Origin of the sequence: Capsulimonas sp. (assembly GCF_039929585.1) — a bacterium.
Classification (GTDB): Bacteria; Armatimonadota; Armatimonadia; order Armatimonadales; family Capsulimonadaceae; genus Capsulimonas.
Window position 1 is genome coordinate 1 of the sequence record NZ_JBDSQY010000231.1, and the last position, 14937, is coordinate 14937.

Annotated in this window: 16 protein-coding genes; 9 read left to right on the forward strand and 7 right to left on the reverse strand. The window is 61.0% G+C overall.

The window, feature by feature from the left end; translation table 11 throughout:
• The coding region (locus ABIZ35_RS17345) for an FhaA domain-containing protein (protein WP_348221168.1) at positions 1-1069 on the reverse strand (1069 nt) is incomplete at its 3' end.
• A gap of 9 nt (positions 1070-1078) precedes the next feature.
• Positions 1079-2716 carry a murein biosynthesis integral membrane protein MurJ gene (gene murJ / locus ABIZ35_RS17350; RefSeq protein ID WP_348221169.1) on the reverse strand — a complete coding sequence of 546 codons (1638 nt, stop codon included), beginning with the start codon at positions 2714-2716 and terminating at the stop codon, positions 1079-1081.
• Between the two features lie 86 nt (positions 2717-2802).
• Here murJ and ABIZ35_RS17355 point away from each other — a divergent pair, with 86 nt between their 5' ends.
• From ABIZ35_RS17355 to ABIZ35_RS17390, 8 genes are all read left to right on the forward strand, one after another.
• Entirely contained in the window at positions 2803-3477 is a 675-nt protein-coding gene (locus ABIZ35_RS17355; RefSeq protein ID WP_348221170.1) for a metallophosphoesterase, read from the forward strand.
• 3 nt (positions 3478-3480) lie between these two features.
• Complete coding sequence (locus tag ABIZ35_RS17360; RefSeq protein ID WP_348221171.1) at positions 3481-3897, forward strand: flotillin-like FloA family protein; 417 nt, start codon at positions 3481-3483, stop codon at positions 3895-3897.
• A gap of 95 nt (positions 3898-3992) precedes the next feature.
• On the forward strand, positions 3993-5003 hold the full coding sequence (gene floA / locus ABIZ35_RS17365) for a flotillin-like protein FloA (RefSeq protein ID WP_348221172.1): 1011 nt from the start codon (positions 3993-3995) through the stop codon (positions 5001-5003).
• Between the two features lie 36 nt (positions 5004-5039).
• Entirely contained in the window at positions 5040-5951 is a 912-nt protein-coding gene (locus ABIZ35_RS17370) for a hypothetical protein (RefSeq protein WP_348221173.1), read from the forward strand.
• A 293-nt stretch (positions 5952-6244) separates the two neighbouring features.
• A complete protein-coding gene (locus tag ABIZ35_RS17375; protein ID WP_348221174.1) occupies positions 6245-6931 on the forward strand; it encodes a Crp/Fnr family transcriptional regulator in 687 nt (228 codons plus the stop codon).
• A 64-nt stretch (positions 6932-6995) separates the two neighbouring features.
• Entirely contained in the window at positions 6996-7646 is a 651-nt protein-coding gene (locus ABIZ35_RS17380) for a histidine phosphatase family protein (protein WP_348221175.1), read from the forward strand.
• Complete coding sequence (locus tag ABIZ35_RS17385; protein WP_348221176.1) at positions 7636-8379, forward strand: TlyA family RNA methyltransferase; 744 nt, start codon at positions 7636-7638, stop codon at positions 8377-8379. Before ABIZ35_RS17380 ends, ABIZ35_RS17385 begins: the two co-directional genes overlap by 11 nt.
• A 73-nt stretch (positions 8380-8452) precedes the next feature.
• A complete protein-coding gene (locus tag ABIZ35_RS17390; RefSeq protein ID WP_348221177.1) occupies positions 8453-8914 on the forward strand; it encodes a cytidine deaminase in 462 nt (153 codons plus the stop codon).
• 250 nt (positions 8915-9164) lie between these two features.
• Here ABIZ35_RS17390 and ABIZ35_RS17395 read toward each other — a convergent pair whose 3' ends face one another.
• The 5 genes from ABIZ35_RS17395 to ABIZ35_RS17415 all read right to left on the reverse strand — a co-directional run bounded on the left by ABIZ35_RS17395 (position 9165) and on the right by ABIZ35_RS17415 (position 13683).
• Entirely contained in the window at positions 9165-9953 is a 789-nt protein-coding gene (locus tag ABIZ35_RS17395; protein WP_348221178.1) for an energy transducer TonB, read from the reverse strand.
• A gap of 18 nt (positions 9954-9971) precedes the next feature.
• Positions 9972-10370: a biopolymer transporter ExbD gene (locus tag ABIZ35_RS17400; protein ID WP_348221179.1), complete on the reverse strand. Its 399-nt coding sequence runs from the start codon at positions 10368-10370 to the stop codon at positions 9972-9974.
• Positions 10367-10993, reverse strand: coding sequence for a MotA/TolQ/ExbB proton channel family protein (locus tag ABIZ35_RS17405; protein ID WP_348221180.1), 627 nt, complete (start codon positions 10991-10993; stop codon positions 10367-10369). The genes ABIZ35_RS17400 and ABIZ35_RS17405 overlap by 4 nt, the downstream gene beginning before the upstream one ends.
• 15 nt (positions 10994-11008) lie before the next feature.
• Positions 11009-13054 carry a TonB-dependent receptor gene (locus ABIZ35_RS17410; RefSeq protein WP_348221181.1) on the reverse strand — a complete coding sequence of 682 codons (2046 nt, stop codon included), beginning with the start codon at positions 13052-13054 and terminating at the stop codon, positions 11009-11011.
• A 251-nt stretch (positions 13055-13305) separates the two neighbouring features.
• Positions 13306-13683, reverse strand: a complete 378-nt coding sequence (locus ABIZ35_RS17415) for a hypothetical protein (RefSeq protein WP_348221182.1) — start codon at positions 13681-13683, stop codon at positions 13306-13308.
• A 223-nt stretch (positions 13684-13906) separates the two neighbouring features.
• On the opposite strand from ABIZ35_RS17415, the gene ABIZ35_RS17420 reads away from it, so the two are divergent.
• The gene (locus tag ABIZ35_RS17420) at positions 13907-14893 is read left to right on the forward strand and encodes a sugar phosphate isomerase/epimerase (RefSeq protein WP_348221183.1); all 987 of its coding nucleotides are present in this window, start codon (positions 13907-13909) and stop codon (positions 14891-14893) included.
• Positions 14894-14937: the final 44 nt, after the last annotated feature.

The following is a 14937-nucleotide window of genomic DNA, read 5'->3' on the forward strand; positions in this document are numbered from 1 at the left end:
GGGCGCTCTCCAGATCCTCCAGATAGTAGGTGCTGGGGTCTGGAGAAACGATGCGCGCGTGGCGGGTGGCGACTGAAGGATCGTCGATCATCAGGTCCGCCGTCACGGCGCGGCCGATCAGCGTCTCCGACGCCAAAAGATGCTCGACGCCGTTCGCGGCGACCAGCTTTGCCCGGCGTGGCCCATCCACGGGCTTCGCCGCCGGCGCGGCGGCCGGTCTGGCGGCGGCGGCGGGCGTTCGCGGAGCGGGAGAAGCGGTCTGCGCGGGGGACGCCTGCTGGAAGATCAGCTTCGTCGTTCCGATCACGATCTCATCGCTGGGCGCCAGCGCGCGGTTGTCCACCATCCGCGCGCCGTTCACCGTTACGCCGTTGGTGCTCGCGAGGTCGTAAAGCGTAAACCGTCCATCCCGCTCTCTTTCGATACGCGCGTGCGCCTTGGAGACCAGACCGTCATCGCTCAGCACCAAATCATTGGCCGCGTTGCGCGAGCGTCCGATCGTGGTGACGGGTTTGGTGAGGCTGAACAGGTGCTTGCGGCCGGCGGGGTCGGTCACGGCCAGCGAGGCCCACGCCACGGCGGGCACGGTGCCTTCTTCGTCGTCCTCATAAACAGCGGCGACGGTCGGCAGATCGTAGTCTGGCTCGCGGGACACGGGAGCGACCGCAGCGACGGGGGCTGTATCGCCTTTTTCGAAACGCACCTTCACGCGAACTTTTTCCTGGCGCGGCTCGCGCTCCGCTGCGGGAATCTCGCGGATGGTGAAGTCCAGAGGGCCGCGCGCGTGGTAGCTGTTCTGCGCCATGAACCGCTGGAGAACACTGACCAATTCCTCTTCATCCAGAAACGAAAGAAGATAATCGCGCTCCTCGGAGTCGTCCACGGCCAGTTCCAGGATAAACTTATTGGGGACGTAGACTTTGCTGTCGAGGCCTTCCTTGCGGTTCTCCTCCATCGCGGCGATGATCTTGCGCAGGACGTCCTTGGGACGAAGGCCGCCGGCGTCTCCGCCGAAGAGATTCTCGTACCAGGTCCCAAATTTGCTGTTAAATCGCTCGAAAAGGTCCATGACTCTGTTTTACCCTCGTTTGCGCCGTTTTACCATATCAATGCCCGCTTGCAGCTCCGGCATTTTCAGCAGCCGCGCCACAACAATAAACGCCGCCAGCCCCGCGCCGCCAGCGACGGCGAGGACAGTGGCCGAATACACAGTCGTCGGGACAAGAACAATTGTGAACAAGCCATCGAGCGCCATTCGCAATCCCCACGCCGTCACCAGCAGCGCGGCCGTCGCCGCCAGCGTGCGCGAGACGCTCAGGATCAGTTCGCGCCGCCCCAGCCCGTGCAGCCGTTTGGACAGCACGATCAGCAGCACAATCATGTGCACGGTCGCCACAAAACTCGTCGCCAACGCCAATCCGGCGACCCCGCCATGAAACTGGATAACCATCCAGTTCAGCGCGATAAAGACAAGGGTGTTGATCGTCCCAGAAATCACGGGCGTACGCGAATCCTGGATGGAGTAGAACGCGCGCGTCAGAACGGCTTGAGCGGACCAGGCGAAGATGCCGATCGAGTAATACCGCAACGCCGTCGCCGTCACTTCCGTCGCGCTCACATCGAACTTGCCGTGCTGGAACAGCAGCATGACTACCGGTACGGAAAGCACACAAAACAGAGCGGAAGCCGGCACGGTCAGGAAAAGGATCGTGCGCAAAGCGTTGTTGAGGGTCGCCCGCAACGCCTTGCGATTGCCCGCAGCCGCCTGCGCGGACATCGTCGGCAGGATTGCGATCCCCATGGCTTGCGCAAAGATGCCGATCGGGATCAGCATAATCCGGTTGGCGAACTGCATCGACGTCTGCGCGCCGTGAGACAGCTCGGAAGCGAAGTAGCTGTTGATGATCTGGTCGACATTCGGCAGGGAGACGCCGAGCAGGATCGGCAGCATCATCTTCCAGACCTTCACGGCGCCGGGATGGAGCACCGCAAGACTGGGCTTATAGCGAGCGCCCGCGCGCTTGACATAAACCGCCTGGAGCGCGAAATTCCCGACAAAGGCTCCCGCCAGCGCTCCCCACATCAGACTGGAAATTCCGCCACCAAAGATCGGCGCGGCGATTGCCCCGGCAATAATCCCCAAATTATAAATGCTGGGGCCGAGCGCGGGGATCAAGAACTGCTTGCGCGCGTTCAGCGTCCCCATCATGAGGCCACCCAGCATAAAGAAGATCTGCGCCGGTACAACGATCCGAGTCAAATGCGCCGCCAGCGCGATCTGCTCCGGGCTATGACGGTATCCCGGGTTCAGCGCCACCACAAGCTGCGGCGCAAAGAGCTCCGCCATGACGACGAATAACGCGGCGACGATCAACGTGACGGTCGCGACGATGGAGAAGGTCTTCCAGGCGCCCTTTTCGTTCTTGTTGTTGAGATACTCGCTAAAGACGGGAATGAAGGTCGAGGAGAGCGCGCCGCCGGCGATCAAGTAAGTCATCAGGTCGGGGATCTTAAAGGCCGCCACATAGGCGTCCGTGTCTACGCCGACCGGGAATTGATAGGCGATCACCATATCGCGGACCATACCGATGATCCGAGACAGCAGCGTAAACGCCACCACCGTCATCGCCGCGCGCTGCACGCCGCCAGACTGAGAACCGCCGTCGGTATTCGTCACGACTGGAGGGCCTTTCGGCGGAGCCGTGGATGCTGACATAGATATTTCCTCACAGGGTGAGTATACGGATGGAGCGCAGGCGTGTCAATATGAACAGAAACGCCACACAGGGTATACTCTCATTTATGCGACGAATTTGGGGCCTCGCGGACACGCACTTGTCGTTCGCGCAGCCCAAGCCGATGGATATTTTTGGGGACCACTGGCGCGATCACCCAGCCCGGATCGCGAAGAACTGCCACGCGGTGATCGAGCCACACGACCTGCTGCTCATGCCGGGCGATCTGTCCTGGGCGATGCGCCGTCCGCAGGCCGAGATGGATCTTGCGTGGCTGAGCGCGCTGCCCGGGATCAAAGTGCTCTGCAAGGGGAACCACGATTACTGGTGGGACTCGGACCGGCCGCTGAACTATCCCGGTCTACACGACACGCCGTTCATCTCCGAGGATGGCAAGATCGGCGTCGCCGGAACGCGCGGATGGGCGCTCCCCAACGGGATCATCACGCCGGAAGAGAAGGCGCAGAGCGATAAGATCGTGGCGCGGGAGATCCACCGTCTGAACAAACGACTGGAAGCCGTCAAGGACTGTGAGGTCAAAATTGCGCTGATCCACTATCCGCCGATCCCCCCTTTCGCCGAAGTGCTCGCGGCGCACGGCGTCTCCACCATTCTCTACGGACACCTGCATCTGGGCGGCAACGAATCCACGCCTCCCGAGGAATGGCGCGGCATGCGCGCCCTTTGCGTCGCCTGCGACCGCCTGAACTTCACGCCACGGCTCATCGCCACGCTGGAATAAACGATGTACATCTATGTGCCCCATATCGCGCTGCTGATCCTCGTTCCCGTGGCGGTGATCCTGGTTCTCAAATTTCTCGCCGTGGGACAATGGATCACCGCCCGCGCGGCGGGTATTGAGGACGTCAGCCTCGCGGCCTTGATCGGGATGCGTCTGCGCAAAGTTCCGCCGGCGCAGATTGTGAACCCACTCATCGCGGCCGTGAAAACAGGCGTCGATGTGAACGTCCATCAACTCGAGACGCACTATCTCGCCGGCGGCAGCGTCAAAGGCGTAATCCTCGCCTTGATCTGCGCTCACCGTGCTCATATCCCACTGTCGTTTCAGAAAGCAGCCGCGCTGGACCTTCAAGGCGTCAATGTCCTTGAAGTCGTTCAAATGTCGGTCCAATCCAATAATATCGATGCGCGTCTGCGGTAACCGGCGCTCACGGTCAAAATAAGCGCCTGTAATCACCGCTCCCCTGGTATACTCAAAGACATCACGAATTGAATTCGCGCATGGAGGCGTTCCACATGGACTTAGTAGTGCTGGCTGTTGTGTTTATCGTCGCCCTTGTTCTCTTGTCGCTCTTTCTCAAGTTCGTCCCAGTGCCGCTCTGGATCAACGCCCGCGCGGCGGGGGTCGAAGGCGTGAACCCGGGCAGCCTCATCGGAATGCGGCTGCGCAAGGTTCCGCAGGACCGCGTCGTGAGCCCGCTGATCGCCGCCGTGAAGGCGGGCGTGCCGGTCAATGTCAACCAACTGGAAACGCACTATCTCGCCGGCGGCAATGTCGACCGTGTCGTCAGCGCCTTGATCAGCGCGCACCGCGCGCAGATCCCCCTGTCGTTTGAAAAGGCCGCCGCGATCGATCTCGCCGGCCGGAACGTATTGGAAGCGGTTCGCATGTCGGTCGATCCGAAGGTCATCGAGACCCCGGTCGTCGCGGGCGTCGCGAAAAACGGCATCGAAATGAAGGCGTTCGCCCGAATCACCCTCCGGGCCAATATCGATCAGTTCGTCGGCGGCGCCGGCGAGCAGACCGTTCTGGCGCGCGTCGGCGAAGGCATCGTCACCACCATCGGTTCGGCGGATACGCACAAGGACGTTATGGAGCGTCCGGACAGCATCTCCAAGACAGTCCTGGCGAAGGGGCTGGACGCCGGCACGGCGTTCGAGATCCTTTCGATCGACATCGCCGACGTGATCGTCGGACAGAACATCGGCGCCCGCCTTCAAACCGATCAGGCCGAAGCCGACAAGAAGATCGCACAGGCGAAGGCCGAGGAACGGCGCTCCATGGCCGTGGCGCGCGAGCAGGAAATGAAGGCGTACACGCAGGAGATGCAGGCGAAAGTCGTGGAAGCCCAGGCGCAGATCCCGATCGCAATCGCCGAGGCGCTCGCCGCCGGACGCATGGGCGTGATGGACTACTACAACATGCGTAACCTCCAGGCGGACACCGATATGCGCAGCGGCATCAGCAAGCTCTCCGCCGGCGACGCCGAGAGCGGGCCGTCCGCGTCCACGGGCGCGCAGTCGTAAGGTCGAGAGGACCAGGGGCAGGCGAGGAGTCAAGCGATGCATTACGAAGCGATCGTCTTTGTCATTGCGGTCATCATATGGCTCGTCAAAGGCGTTGCGGCGATCTTTAAGTCCGCAGTGAAAGAACAGTCGGGCTTCAAAACTCAGGGGACGCCGCCCCCTGGGTACGGCCAGACGCCTCGCCCCGCCACGCCTGCCCCTCCGATCGACGGCGCGGGTCCTCTATACGGCCGGCCGCAAGCGCCCGCCGCCACGGTCTACGGACAGCAAAAGCAAACAACTCCACAGTTCGGCCAGCAATCGCCGACGGCGCCGCAGTTCGGCCAGCAATCGGCCAGCGCACCCCTCTACGGCCAGCAGACCGGAGCGCCATCGCAATTCGGCCAAGCGCCCGCTGCGCCGCAGCAGTACGGCCAAACACCGGCTCCCACGCAGCAGTATGGGCAGGCGGGGGGATATCCGCAGCAGTACGACCCGCCCCCCGCAGCGCCGCAGGAATACATGCCGCCGCAGTACACGCCGCCGCCCGCGATCGCGCAGCAGTATGGACAAGCGCCTGGATTCCCCCAGCAATATGGGCAGGCGCCCGGATTTCCGCAGTACGGACAAGCCCCAGGGTATCCCCAGCAATACGGCCAAGCAGCGCCCCCGGCGCCTCCATACCCAGCGCCTTATGGTCGCCCGCCCGCTTCATACGGCGCGCTTCCGCCCGCGCCGCCTTACGCGTCCTATCCTTCGCAGGCTCCAGCCCCCACGCCGCAGCCAAGGCCACAGCCAGCGCCTCGTCCGACTGCCCGAATCGCGGCGCCGGCTCCCATCGCCCCCGCCCGATCGTCCAAGATCTCCCTGCCGCTTGGCGACCCGAACAGCCTCGTCTCCGCCATTGTGATGCAGGAGATTTTAGGACCGCCCGTCAGTAAGCGCTCCCCCCGCTCACGCCCCCAATAAATACCCCTTGACCTATTGTCCGCACAAGCCTATTATTTGTGGCGCAGACCACGTTTGGCCCCCATAAAAGCGCTTTCTTTCGGTTTTTTCGTCTTTTTTAGCACATATTAACCGAATATATACCTGTTTTTCTCCTATTCGCCTGATTTTATGGGATGAATCTTTGATCTCTTAACGTATGTATGGTATACTTCGTTCGTAAGCAGGCAGTCTCTGTGTTGTTTACCGCGTCGTTCTAACCCTGACGAGCAATCTAGAAGGAAAGAATATTGAGCCCATTAATACCATATTTCATGCAAGTGCCCGTCCTCGCGGCATTGCCGGAGGAGACGCAAAAACGCCTGGAGCGCATTGCCGAACAGCGTCAATACCGCCGGCGTCAAGTCATTCATTTCGCCGATCAAGCCGGTGATTTTTTATTCTTGCTATGTTCTGGCCGCGTCAAAGTGTCCCGTGTCTCCGAGCAAGGCCGAGAGGTCACTCTGGGACTGATCGAAGGCAGCCAAATCTTTGGTGAAACAGGTTTACTCGCGGAAAATCTGCCCTACGAATTGATGGCGGAAACGCTGGAAGATTCCCTGGTCTGTGTATTCCGTCGCAATGATATAATCGCTGCACTGAACGAGACGCCCGCCGCCGCCATGGAGATGATGAAGCTGATCGCCGATCGCCGCTCACAGGCGGAGGCAACGGTCGCCGATCTCGTCTTCCTGGAAGTGCCCAAGCGACTTTCGAAGCTGCTGCTTCGATTGAACGATGAGTACGGCAGCAAGACCAGTCGCGGCGGCACACTGATCAAGGCCAAATTCACCCATCAAGAGCTGGCGAACATGATCGGCAGCACCCGGGAAACCACGACATTGATCCTGAACGATTTCAAGCGCCAGGGACATATCGACTTCTCCGGCCGCAAAATCGTCATTCGTAACTCTGCGGAGCTCGAATCGATCATGCGCGGAACAGCCACCGCCGGCAAGTAAGCTCGCAGTTCAAGGCGCCCTGCTCCGGGGCGCCTTTTTTCGGCCTCCGGGTATACTGCCTAATATGAAGCTTTTTCTCTTAAGGCACGGCCAATCCCAGAATAACGCGGGACTGACCGACAACCTCGACAGCGATCTCACGCCGCTCGGCGAGGAGCAGGCGCAGCGGACCGGCGAACATCTGAAGACGCTCGGCATCGGACGCATCTACGTATCTCCTCTTCGGCGCACTCTCCAGACCATCGCTCCGTATTGCCTGAGCGCCGACGCGCGGGCGCATCTGTATCCAGAGGTCTGCGAATATTTTTCCGCCAATTATCCCGCTTACAAAGAGTTTCCCGGCCTGGCGCCGGCCGAAATCCGAAAGCAGTATCCTTTCGTGGACGTTGACCCCGTGAACGGCTGCGACGATATCTGGTGGCCGCAGGAGTTCGAGAACGACGACATTGTCTATGCCCGCGCCGTCAAAGTCCGGGACAGCCTCCAGGCGGAGTACGGCGACACGGACGAGCATCTCTTGATCGTCTCGCACTCGGACGTCGTCGGCCGCTTGATCGAGGCGTTCCTGCGCATTCCTCCGGTTCCGGACGATCCGCCGTGGGCGGATAACTGTTCCCTGACGCTCCTGGAAAGCGGCGCCGCTGAAGTTCCCGCGCATCTCGTCTACCAGAACAGCACGGATCATTTGAAAGGCGCCACCTCCAATGCGTCTTGACAAGGTCCTGGTGGAGCGCGGACACGCGCGCAGCCGCTCCGAGGCCGAGGCGCTGATCGACAATCAATTGGTCTGTGTCAACGGCAAGTTCGGTCTGAAGGCGAGCGCACCCGTCAATGAAGAAACGGCGGAGATCGAAATCACGGGCGAGGTGCTGCCCTTCGTCTCCCGAGGCGGCCAGAAGCTTGCCGCCGCCCTGGAGAAGTTCCATGTCGCGCCGACCGGCAAGCAGTGCCTGGACGCCGGCGCATCCACCGGCGGCTTTACCGATTGCCTTTTGCAAAATGGCGCCACGCACGTATTCGCAATTGACGTCGGCCGCGATCAAATGGTTCAGCAGCTGCGGGAAGACCCGCGCGTGACCCTGCGTGAGCGTGTGAACGTGCGCGATCTTACGCCCGCCATGTTCCCCACGCCATTTGCACTGATTGTCGCGGACCTCTCGTTTATCTCGCTCACCATCGCATTCCCCGCTCTTGCGCCTCTGCTGACGCCGGACGGCGACATCGTTTGTCTCGTCAAGCCACAGTTCGAAGTCGGGGCCGAGCGGGTCGGGAAGGGCGGCATCGTGCGCAGTCCTCAGCTGCGCACGCAGGCGCTCGCGCGAGTAGTCGCCGCCGCCTACGGGTGCGGCCTCGCCGAGATGGGACGGATGCCCAGCCCGATCCGCGGCGGCGATGGCAACGAGGAGTTTCTGCTGCATCTGCGCCCGGTCGCGAGCATCCCCCGCTGATTTGGCCTTCGCCGCCCGGTAATTTACCATGGAAATGTGGTAGAAGGTTAAAATATCAGATAAGGGGAAACCGATGCGCGAACAATCGACGATGGTGACGGATTTGCTGCAAACGGATATCGACCACGCCACGCTCGTCCACGACCTCCAGGGGGAGATCATCGCGGCCGCGCGCGAGGCGCAAGCAGCCGCCTACGCTCCCTACTCCAACTTCCCGGTCGGCGCCGCCGTTCTGCTCAGCGATGGGACGATCTATCGCGGCTGCAATATCGAGAACGCCTCGTTCGGCCTGACCGTCTGCGCCGAACGCGTGGCGATCTTCAACGCCATCGCCGACGGCCGCATGGACATCGTCGCCATCGCGCTCGTCACCACGGCGGCCCGCCTCGCTAAACCCTGCGGCGCCTGCCGCCAAGTCATCTCCGAGTTCTCCCAGGCCGACAACCCGATCATGATCGTCTCCACCTGTGCGGGCGGCGACGTCTGCGTCGAACCGATCTCCGCGCTGCTGCCGGATAACTTTACGCTGTTGTGAGTTGATTCGGCCACCCAATCCTGCTCATCGGGGTAGGTTTTCTTCTCTCCCGCGTTACGCTTCTTCGTACCGGCCATAAATGACCGGCCTGCGAGGGAGCCCCCTGAAGGGGTCTGATAAAACCCTGCGTTCGATTGTCAGGGCGGTTCACCGTCCTTGCAGGTCCAGGCCGGTCATTTATGGCCGGTGCAATGAGGGCGGACGTATGCATGAGAAAACCTATCCCGAAGAGCAGGATTGTGGGGCCGAATCAACTCACAACAAACTCCACCGTCAGCCGTAAGTAGCTCTCCAAGGGCGCACCATCCCGTCGCGCGGGCTGAAATTTCCAGCGCTTCGCGGCGTCCAGCGCCAGTGCGTCCAAACGATCGTTTCCCGTCGATTCCAATGTTTTGACCGACGCCGTGCCGTCTGAATGGACGGTAAAGAGCGCTCGAAACTGGGCGCTGAGATCCGCGTCGCGCAGGTCGTCCGGAATGATCGGCTCCGTCTTGGACACGACGGTCGCCGGCTCGACCTTTGGCGCGGGCGGCGGAGTGAGCGCTGCGGGCGGCGGCGCAGGCGGGGGCGTGACCGGAGGCGGCGCGGGCGCTGTTTCGGGCGCAGACGGCGGCGATGGCTCAGGCGCAGGCGTTACGGGTTCCTTGGGAGGCGCGGGCGCCTGGGGAACCTGACCGACCTGTCCCGTCCCGTCATTCGAAATCCCGTTATCGCTTCCCGCGCCAGGCGCGGCGGCCGAGGCGACGACCTTGGGCAGATTGCGCGTGTCGCGCGCCGTATGGCTCGGCGCCGCGTGCGACGCCGTGTGTCCGGCAGGATGCGGCTTCGCGGCGACTTTCTTCTTCGGCGCGGCTTTCTTCACCTCCGGCTTTTTCGGAACCGGCGGTAGCTTCACCAGCGTGACGTTGTCGTATCGATGACCGTGCATCGGCTTGAACGCGCCCAGCTTGGAGAGCAGCGGCAGCAGAGCGGCGACAATCACGACGGCGATACCGATCATTTTCGGCAGCAGCGGCTTCTCTTTTTTTCGGCGACGCATGGCGCGTGGCTCCTTTTGTTACTGCGTCGCGATCGCGAACCGCTCGACTCCCGCCTTGCGCGCGTTGTCCATCACCGATGTCACCATGCCGTGCGAGACGCGGCCATCGGCGTTGATAATGACCAGCGTGCTATCGGTCACACCGAGTGTTTTCAATTCAGTGGTCTCGTCGGCCACGGCGATCGCTTTGGTGTTTAGGTGCAAATTCCCGGCCTGATCCAGCGTCAGCGTGACGTTTTGCGCGGAGTGCTGAACGCCGGTGCTGGCTTTGGGCAGGTTGACGGGCAGACCGTTTTGCACGGCCAGTGCGAGACTGGCCACGATGAAGAACATGAGCAGGAACATCATGGTGTCGATCATCGGGATGATGATGATTTCCGCCTCTTCGGGCTGGCGGCGGGCGCGGATCTTCATCATGAGTGCACCACACGATCGGTCACTAGGTTGGTCAGCTCATCGCCGTAATACTCCAGATCTTCAACGAAACGCTTGATCAAATTGCTGAAGTAGTTGTAGAAAATGACGGCCGCCGTCGCGACAACGATGCCCGTTGCGGTGGAGATCAGCGACTCGGAAACGCCGGACATGACGGCGGTCGGCGACGAAAGCCCGCCGGCGGCAACCTGTTTGAACGAGGAGATCATTCCGGCGATCGTACCGAGCAGGCCGAGCAGCGGCGCAATGGTGATAATCGTCTTGAGGCCGAGCAGATAGTTTTCCAGGGCGGGAAGTTCGCTGGCGGCTTCATGCGCCATGGCGATCTCCATCGCTTCCGGGCTGCGGTCGGCGTTGCGCAGGCCGCTGATCATGATCCGGGCGAGCGGCGTCTTGAAGGTTTCCATATGACGAATGGCGGCGGCGTAGTCGCCCGATTTCGTCGCGTCGCGCACGTCGTCAAGCAGCACTTCCGGGTCGACGGCGGAAGCCTTTCGGAAGGCGATCATCCGCTCTAAAATGATGCCGATGGCGACAATGGCGCAGAGGATGAGCGGGTACATCATCACTCCGCCCTGGTGCATATAAGTCAGAAAGCTGTTCATGGATCGATCAATCTCCTAAAAGGTTTGCGTGAGCTTCACGCCGAAAGTGCGCCCCTGGCCCCATTCCCGTCCCGAGAATGCGCCGGCTTGCTTGATGACATAAGCCTGATTGAGCAGGTTGATGACGGTGGCTTCGATCTCGCTGTGGCCGGATCGAACGCTAAAACCGCCGTTGAAAATGAAGTGCGAGGGAACGCGCAGGAAGTTGACGTTCCCGGCGTCATCCGAGCCGTAGGGAAGGCCGGAGCCATACTCGCCATCGATATTCGCGCCAATCTTTCCATGTGTGTAAGAAAGACCGACCGCGCCGGTGTCCGTCTGATCGTGGTCGGCGTAGAAGTAGCCGGGGGCGATATCGCTGGAGAAAACGCCGCCGGTGATCGCGCCGGCGTTCTTCGCCCAGGAGCGCGCATAGTTCACATATCCTGAGAGCGTGTGGGAGATGGGACCATCGAGGGAGAATTCAAGCCCCCGGACATATCCTTTTTCGACGTTGAACGGCACTGTGATCTGCGTGCTGCCGAGCGCGGTGTCGTCCACCACGTCTTTGGCCGTCTTGTAGTAGGCGCTGAGTGTGGTCGTGACGCCCGAATGATCGTGCTGGTAGCCGACTTCGTAGAAATCGTCGCGTTCGGGCTTGATGGACGTGACGACGGTATCGCCGATTGCGGTCGAGCCGCTGAGCTGGCGTACGTCTTCAAAGGCCGTCGGCTGGAAGAGACGGTCATAGTAAGCATGGAAGTGATCGTGCGGTCCGGCGGCGTAGGTCATGTTCAGGCGCGGTGAAAGCTGCGAACTTTCGATGATCGCCTTATGCACATCGTAGCGGGCGCCGAAGTTGATCTGCCAGCGCCCCGGCGTCCAGTCGTCCTGTAAGTACGCCGACTGATCGTTGCCGCCGATGTTGTGATTGTCCGTGACCGGCGCGTCGCCATTTCCCGAGAGGATTTTGAACTGCTCCGTACCCGTGACAGTCTGCCCATCGAACCCAACACCGATGGTGTGACGCTTGCTCACACGGACGCTGTAATCCGTCCGCAGGCCCGCATAGTTCGCCTTTTGGTTTTCGAACGTGGAAACAAGTCCCGACACATCGGGGTTATCTGCGGACGCCAGGAGATCGTGCACGGGGTCGCCATTATAACGAAGCTGTGACGAGTGGCTGTAGAACGCCATGAGAAGGCTTTGCCGGGCGTCGTCATGCTTCCAGATGAGGTTGGCGAATGTCCCGTTCTCCACCTGGCGGTCGTTTTGCCCGAGCGCCTGCCGGTCTTCCTCATTGGGGATTTGAAGCTCGGAGTCAGTGTGCGCCGTGTCGATTGTCAGCTTGTCGTTTCGGCCAGCCTGATAGTCGAACTTGCCGAACACGACCGAGCTGTCTCCGGCGTCGTGAAGCGGCGTCTGCGTCACCGGATCCAGCCGCCGGTCCGTCGAGCTATGGATGCCCGATAGGAAGTACGAGAGCCGCCCCACCCCGCCGCTGGTCTGCCCGATCGTCTCATAGGTCTCGTATCCCTGGATGATCTGCTGGAACAGCCCTGTCGGATGACCGGGGCGGCCGGCCTTGGCGTTCACGGCGAACACCGCCGCGAGGTTACCGCCGTAGTAACTGGGAAAGCCGCCCGTATAGACTTTGAGCGTCTCAATATTTTTCGGGTTGATCAGATCGGTGAACGATCCCGAGACCGACGACGGAAGCGGCGCGCCGTCCAGATAATACGTGTACTGACCGTGCGATCCCCGAATATGCAGTTCGCCGCTCGACGATTCGACAGCGCCGGCGACACTGCTCGCGATAATACTGCTGAAGCTGCTGGAGTTCGCCTTATTCTCAATGCTGGTCGAAGTAATCGTCGTCGTGCTGCCCGTTTGTTTCGGGACGGCGGCGCGCTTAGTCGCCGTGACTTTTACCACAATGACGGGGGCGCGTTTCGGGTCAAAAATGTCGTCGTTTGGGCCGGCGGCGTCTGAGCCGGACGGTGTGGCGCAGGGAGCCGGGCAAGGCAGGGCGGCCAAAAGGGCAGCCGCCACCACCCATCGGCGTGCGTGAGTGCGTCGCATACTATTATTTCTCTATAAGGTCAAAAGGCGTGTTGGGTGAATTGGGACAGGCGTGGACGTGGCGAGGCAGAGGGTTGACGTTGATTATCGCGGCGAGGATGCCCCCCGGCCCCCACAGGGGGTGTAGACCATAGAATCGTGGGCGTGTCAAAGAATAATCGTCGTCACGTATTGGATAATATGGATTGCTCCCCTAGTGGGGGCCGGGGGGCATCTTCACGCCAGGCGCAAGAAGGCCGCAAAAATCAAAGTTAACCGACTGCGGAAACGTCCAGGAAGGAAGGCGGACCGCGCAGGCGAACGCCGCGCGAAGTGAGGCGAGGGGTGCAGCGAACGGCGGGAGCGGCGAATGCGAGGCGCGACGCTGGGGTCAGCGTGACTTGGGCGCCCACCGCCAGATGGGGCATAAGGCTGAGCAGCCACTCGCAAGCGACACAAGGGGTGTCGGGCGCCTGTGGCGTCAGCGCCTCAATGGACGACGAAACGCTGTGTGAGGCGCCCGCGACGCGCAGTCCATCGGTATGATGCGCGACGCTCACCGTCCCCATCCAGAGACAGACAAAGGCCATCAGCCGCGTGAATGCGCGGAGAATGGGCGAGGCGTGTCCGGATTGGAAGTGAGTGAGCAAGAGCGTATGAGTCGTCCTAAGCAAATTCGAGACAGTTGTATTCTACCACGAGGCGCACGGCAGGAAGGCAAAAGTTCCCACGGTGTCGAAATTACAGGTATGTCCGCCAGTTGTTTCGGGCGCAAGACTGGACAAGGAATCGCGCATCTGCTAAAATAAGCCCGCGAAAACTTTAAAGTAACGTTAAATCACACGAATTTCATCCGCAGGAGTCCTATATCGCATGAAGATTGGAATCTTTACCGCCCTGTTTCAGGACCGGCCGCTCGAAGAAGCGCTGGACATCATCGCCGCCGCTGGCATCAAAGCGGTGGAGATAGGCGCGGGCGCCTATCCTGGCTCACACCACCTCGATAGCGTAGGGGGCGTGGAGAAACTGATTTCGGACGCCGGCGCGCGCAAAAAGCTGATGAAACTCATCCAAGATCGCGGGCTGACACTCGACTCGCTTTCGGTTCACGGCAACCCACTGCACCCGGACAAGGCGATCGCCGACGATCACCATCAGGCGTTCGTCAACGCCGTCCTGCTGGCGGAGAAATTAGATCTCAGCGTCGTCAACGGCTTCTCGGGCTGCCCCGGCGATAACTCGCGCGCAAAGTATCCGAACTGGGTCACCGCCGCCTGGCCGGACGAGTTCCGCGAGATCTTAGATTGGCAGTGGAAGAAGAAGGTCATTCCTTACTGGAAGGCCCAAAATCGTTTCTTGAAAGCGCACAATGTCAAGTTCGCCATTGAGGCGCATCCGGGCTTTGTCGTCTACAACCCCGAAACGATCCTGAAGCTGCGCAACGCGGCCGGCGATCAGATCGGTGCGAACTTCGACCCATCGCACCTCTGGTGGCAGGGTATCGATCCGCTCGCCGCCATCCGAAACCTCGGCGCCGCTGGCGCGATCTTCCACGTGCACGCCAAGGACACCCGGATCGATCCGATCAACTCAGGGATCAACGGCAATCTGGACGTCAAGTCCTACGGCGACATCGCCGCCCGCTCCTGGGTCTTCCGTTCGGTCGGCTATGGCCACGACACGTTCTGGTGGAAAGAGTTCGTCTCCAACCTCCTGATGGTCGGCTACGATGGCGTCCTGTCCATCGAGCATGAAGACAGCATGATGTCCACGGCTGAAGGCATCAAGAAGGCCGTCGAGACCCTGGAAGCCGCCATCGTCACCGAAAAGCCCGGCGCGATGTTCTGGGCGAAGGATTAAGATTCGGAGGCCCTCATCCCCCAGCCCCTTCTCCCAATTCTGGG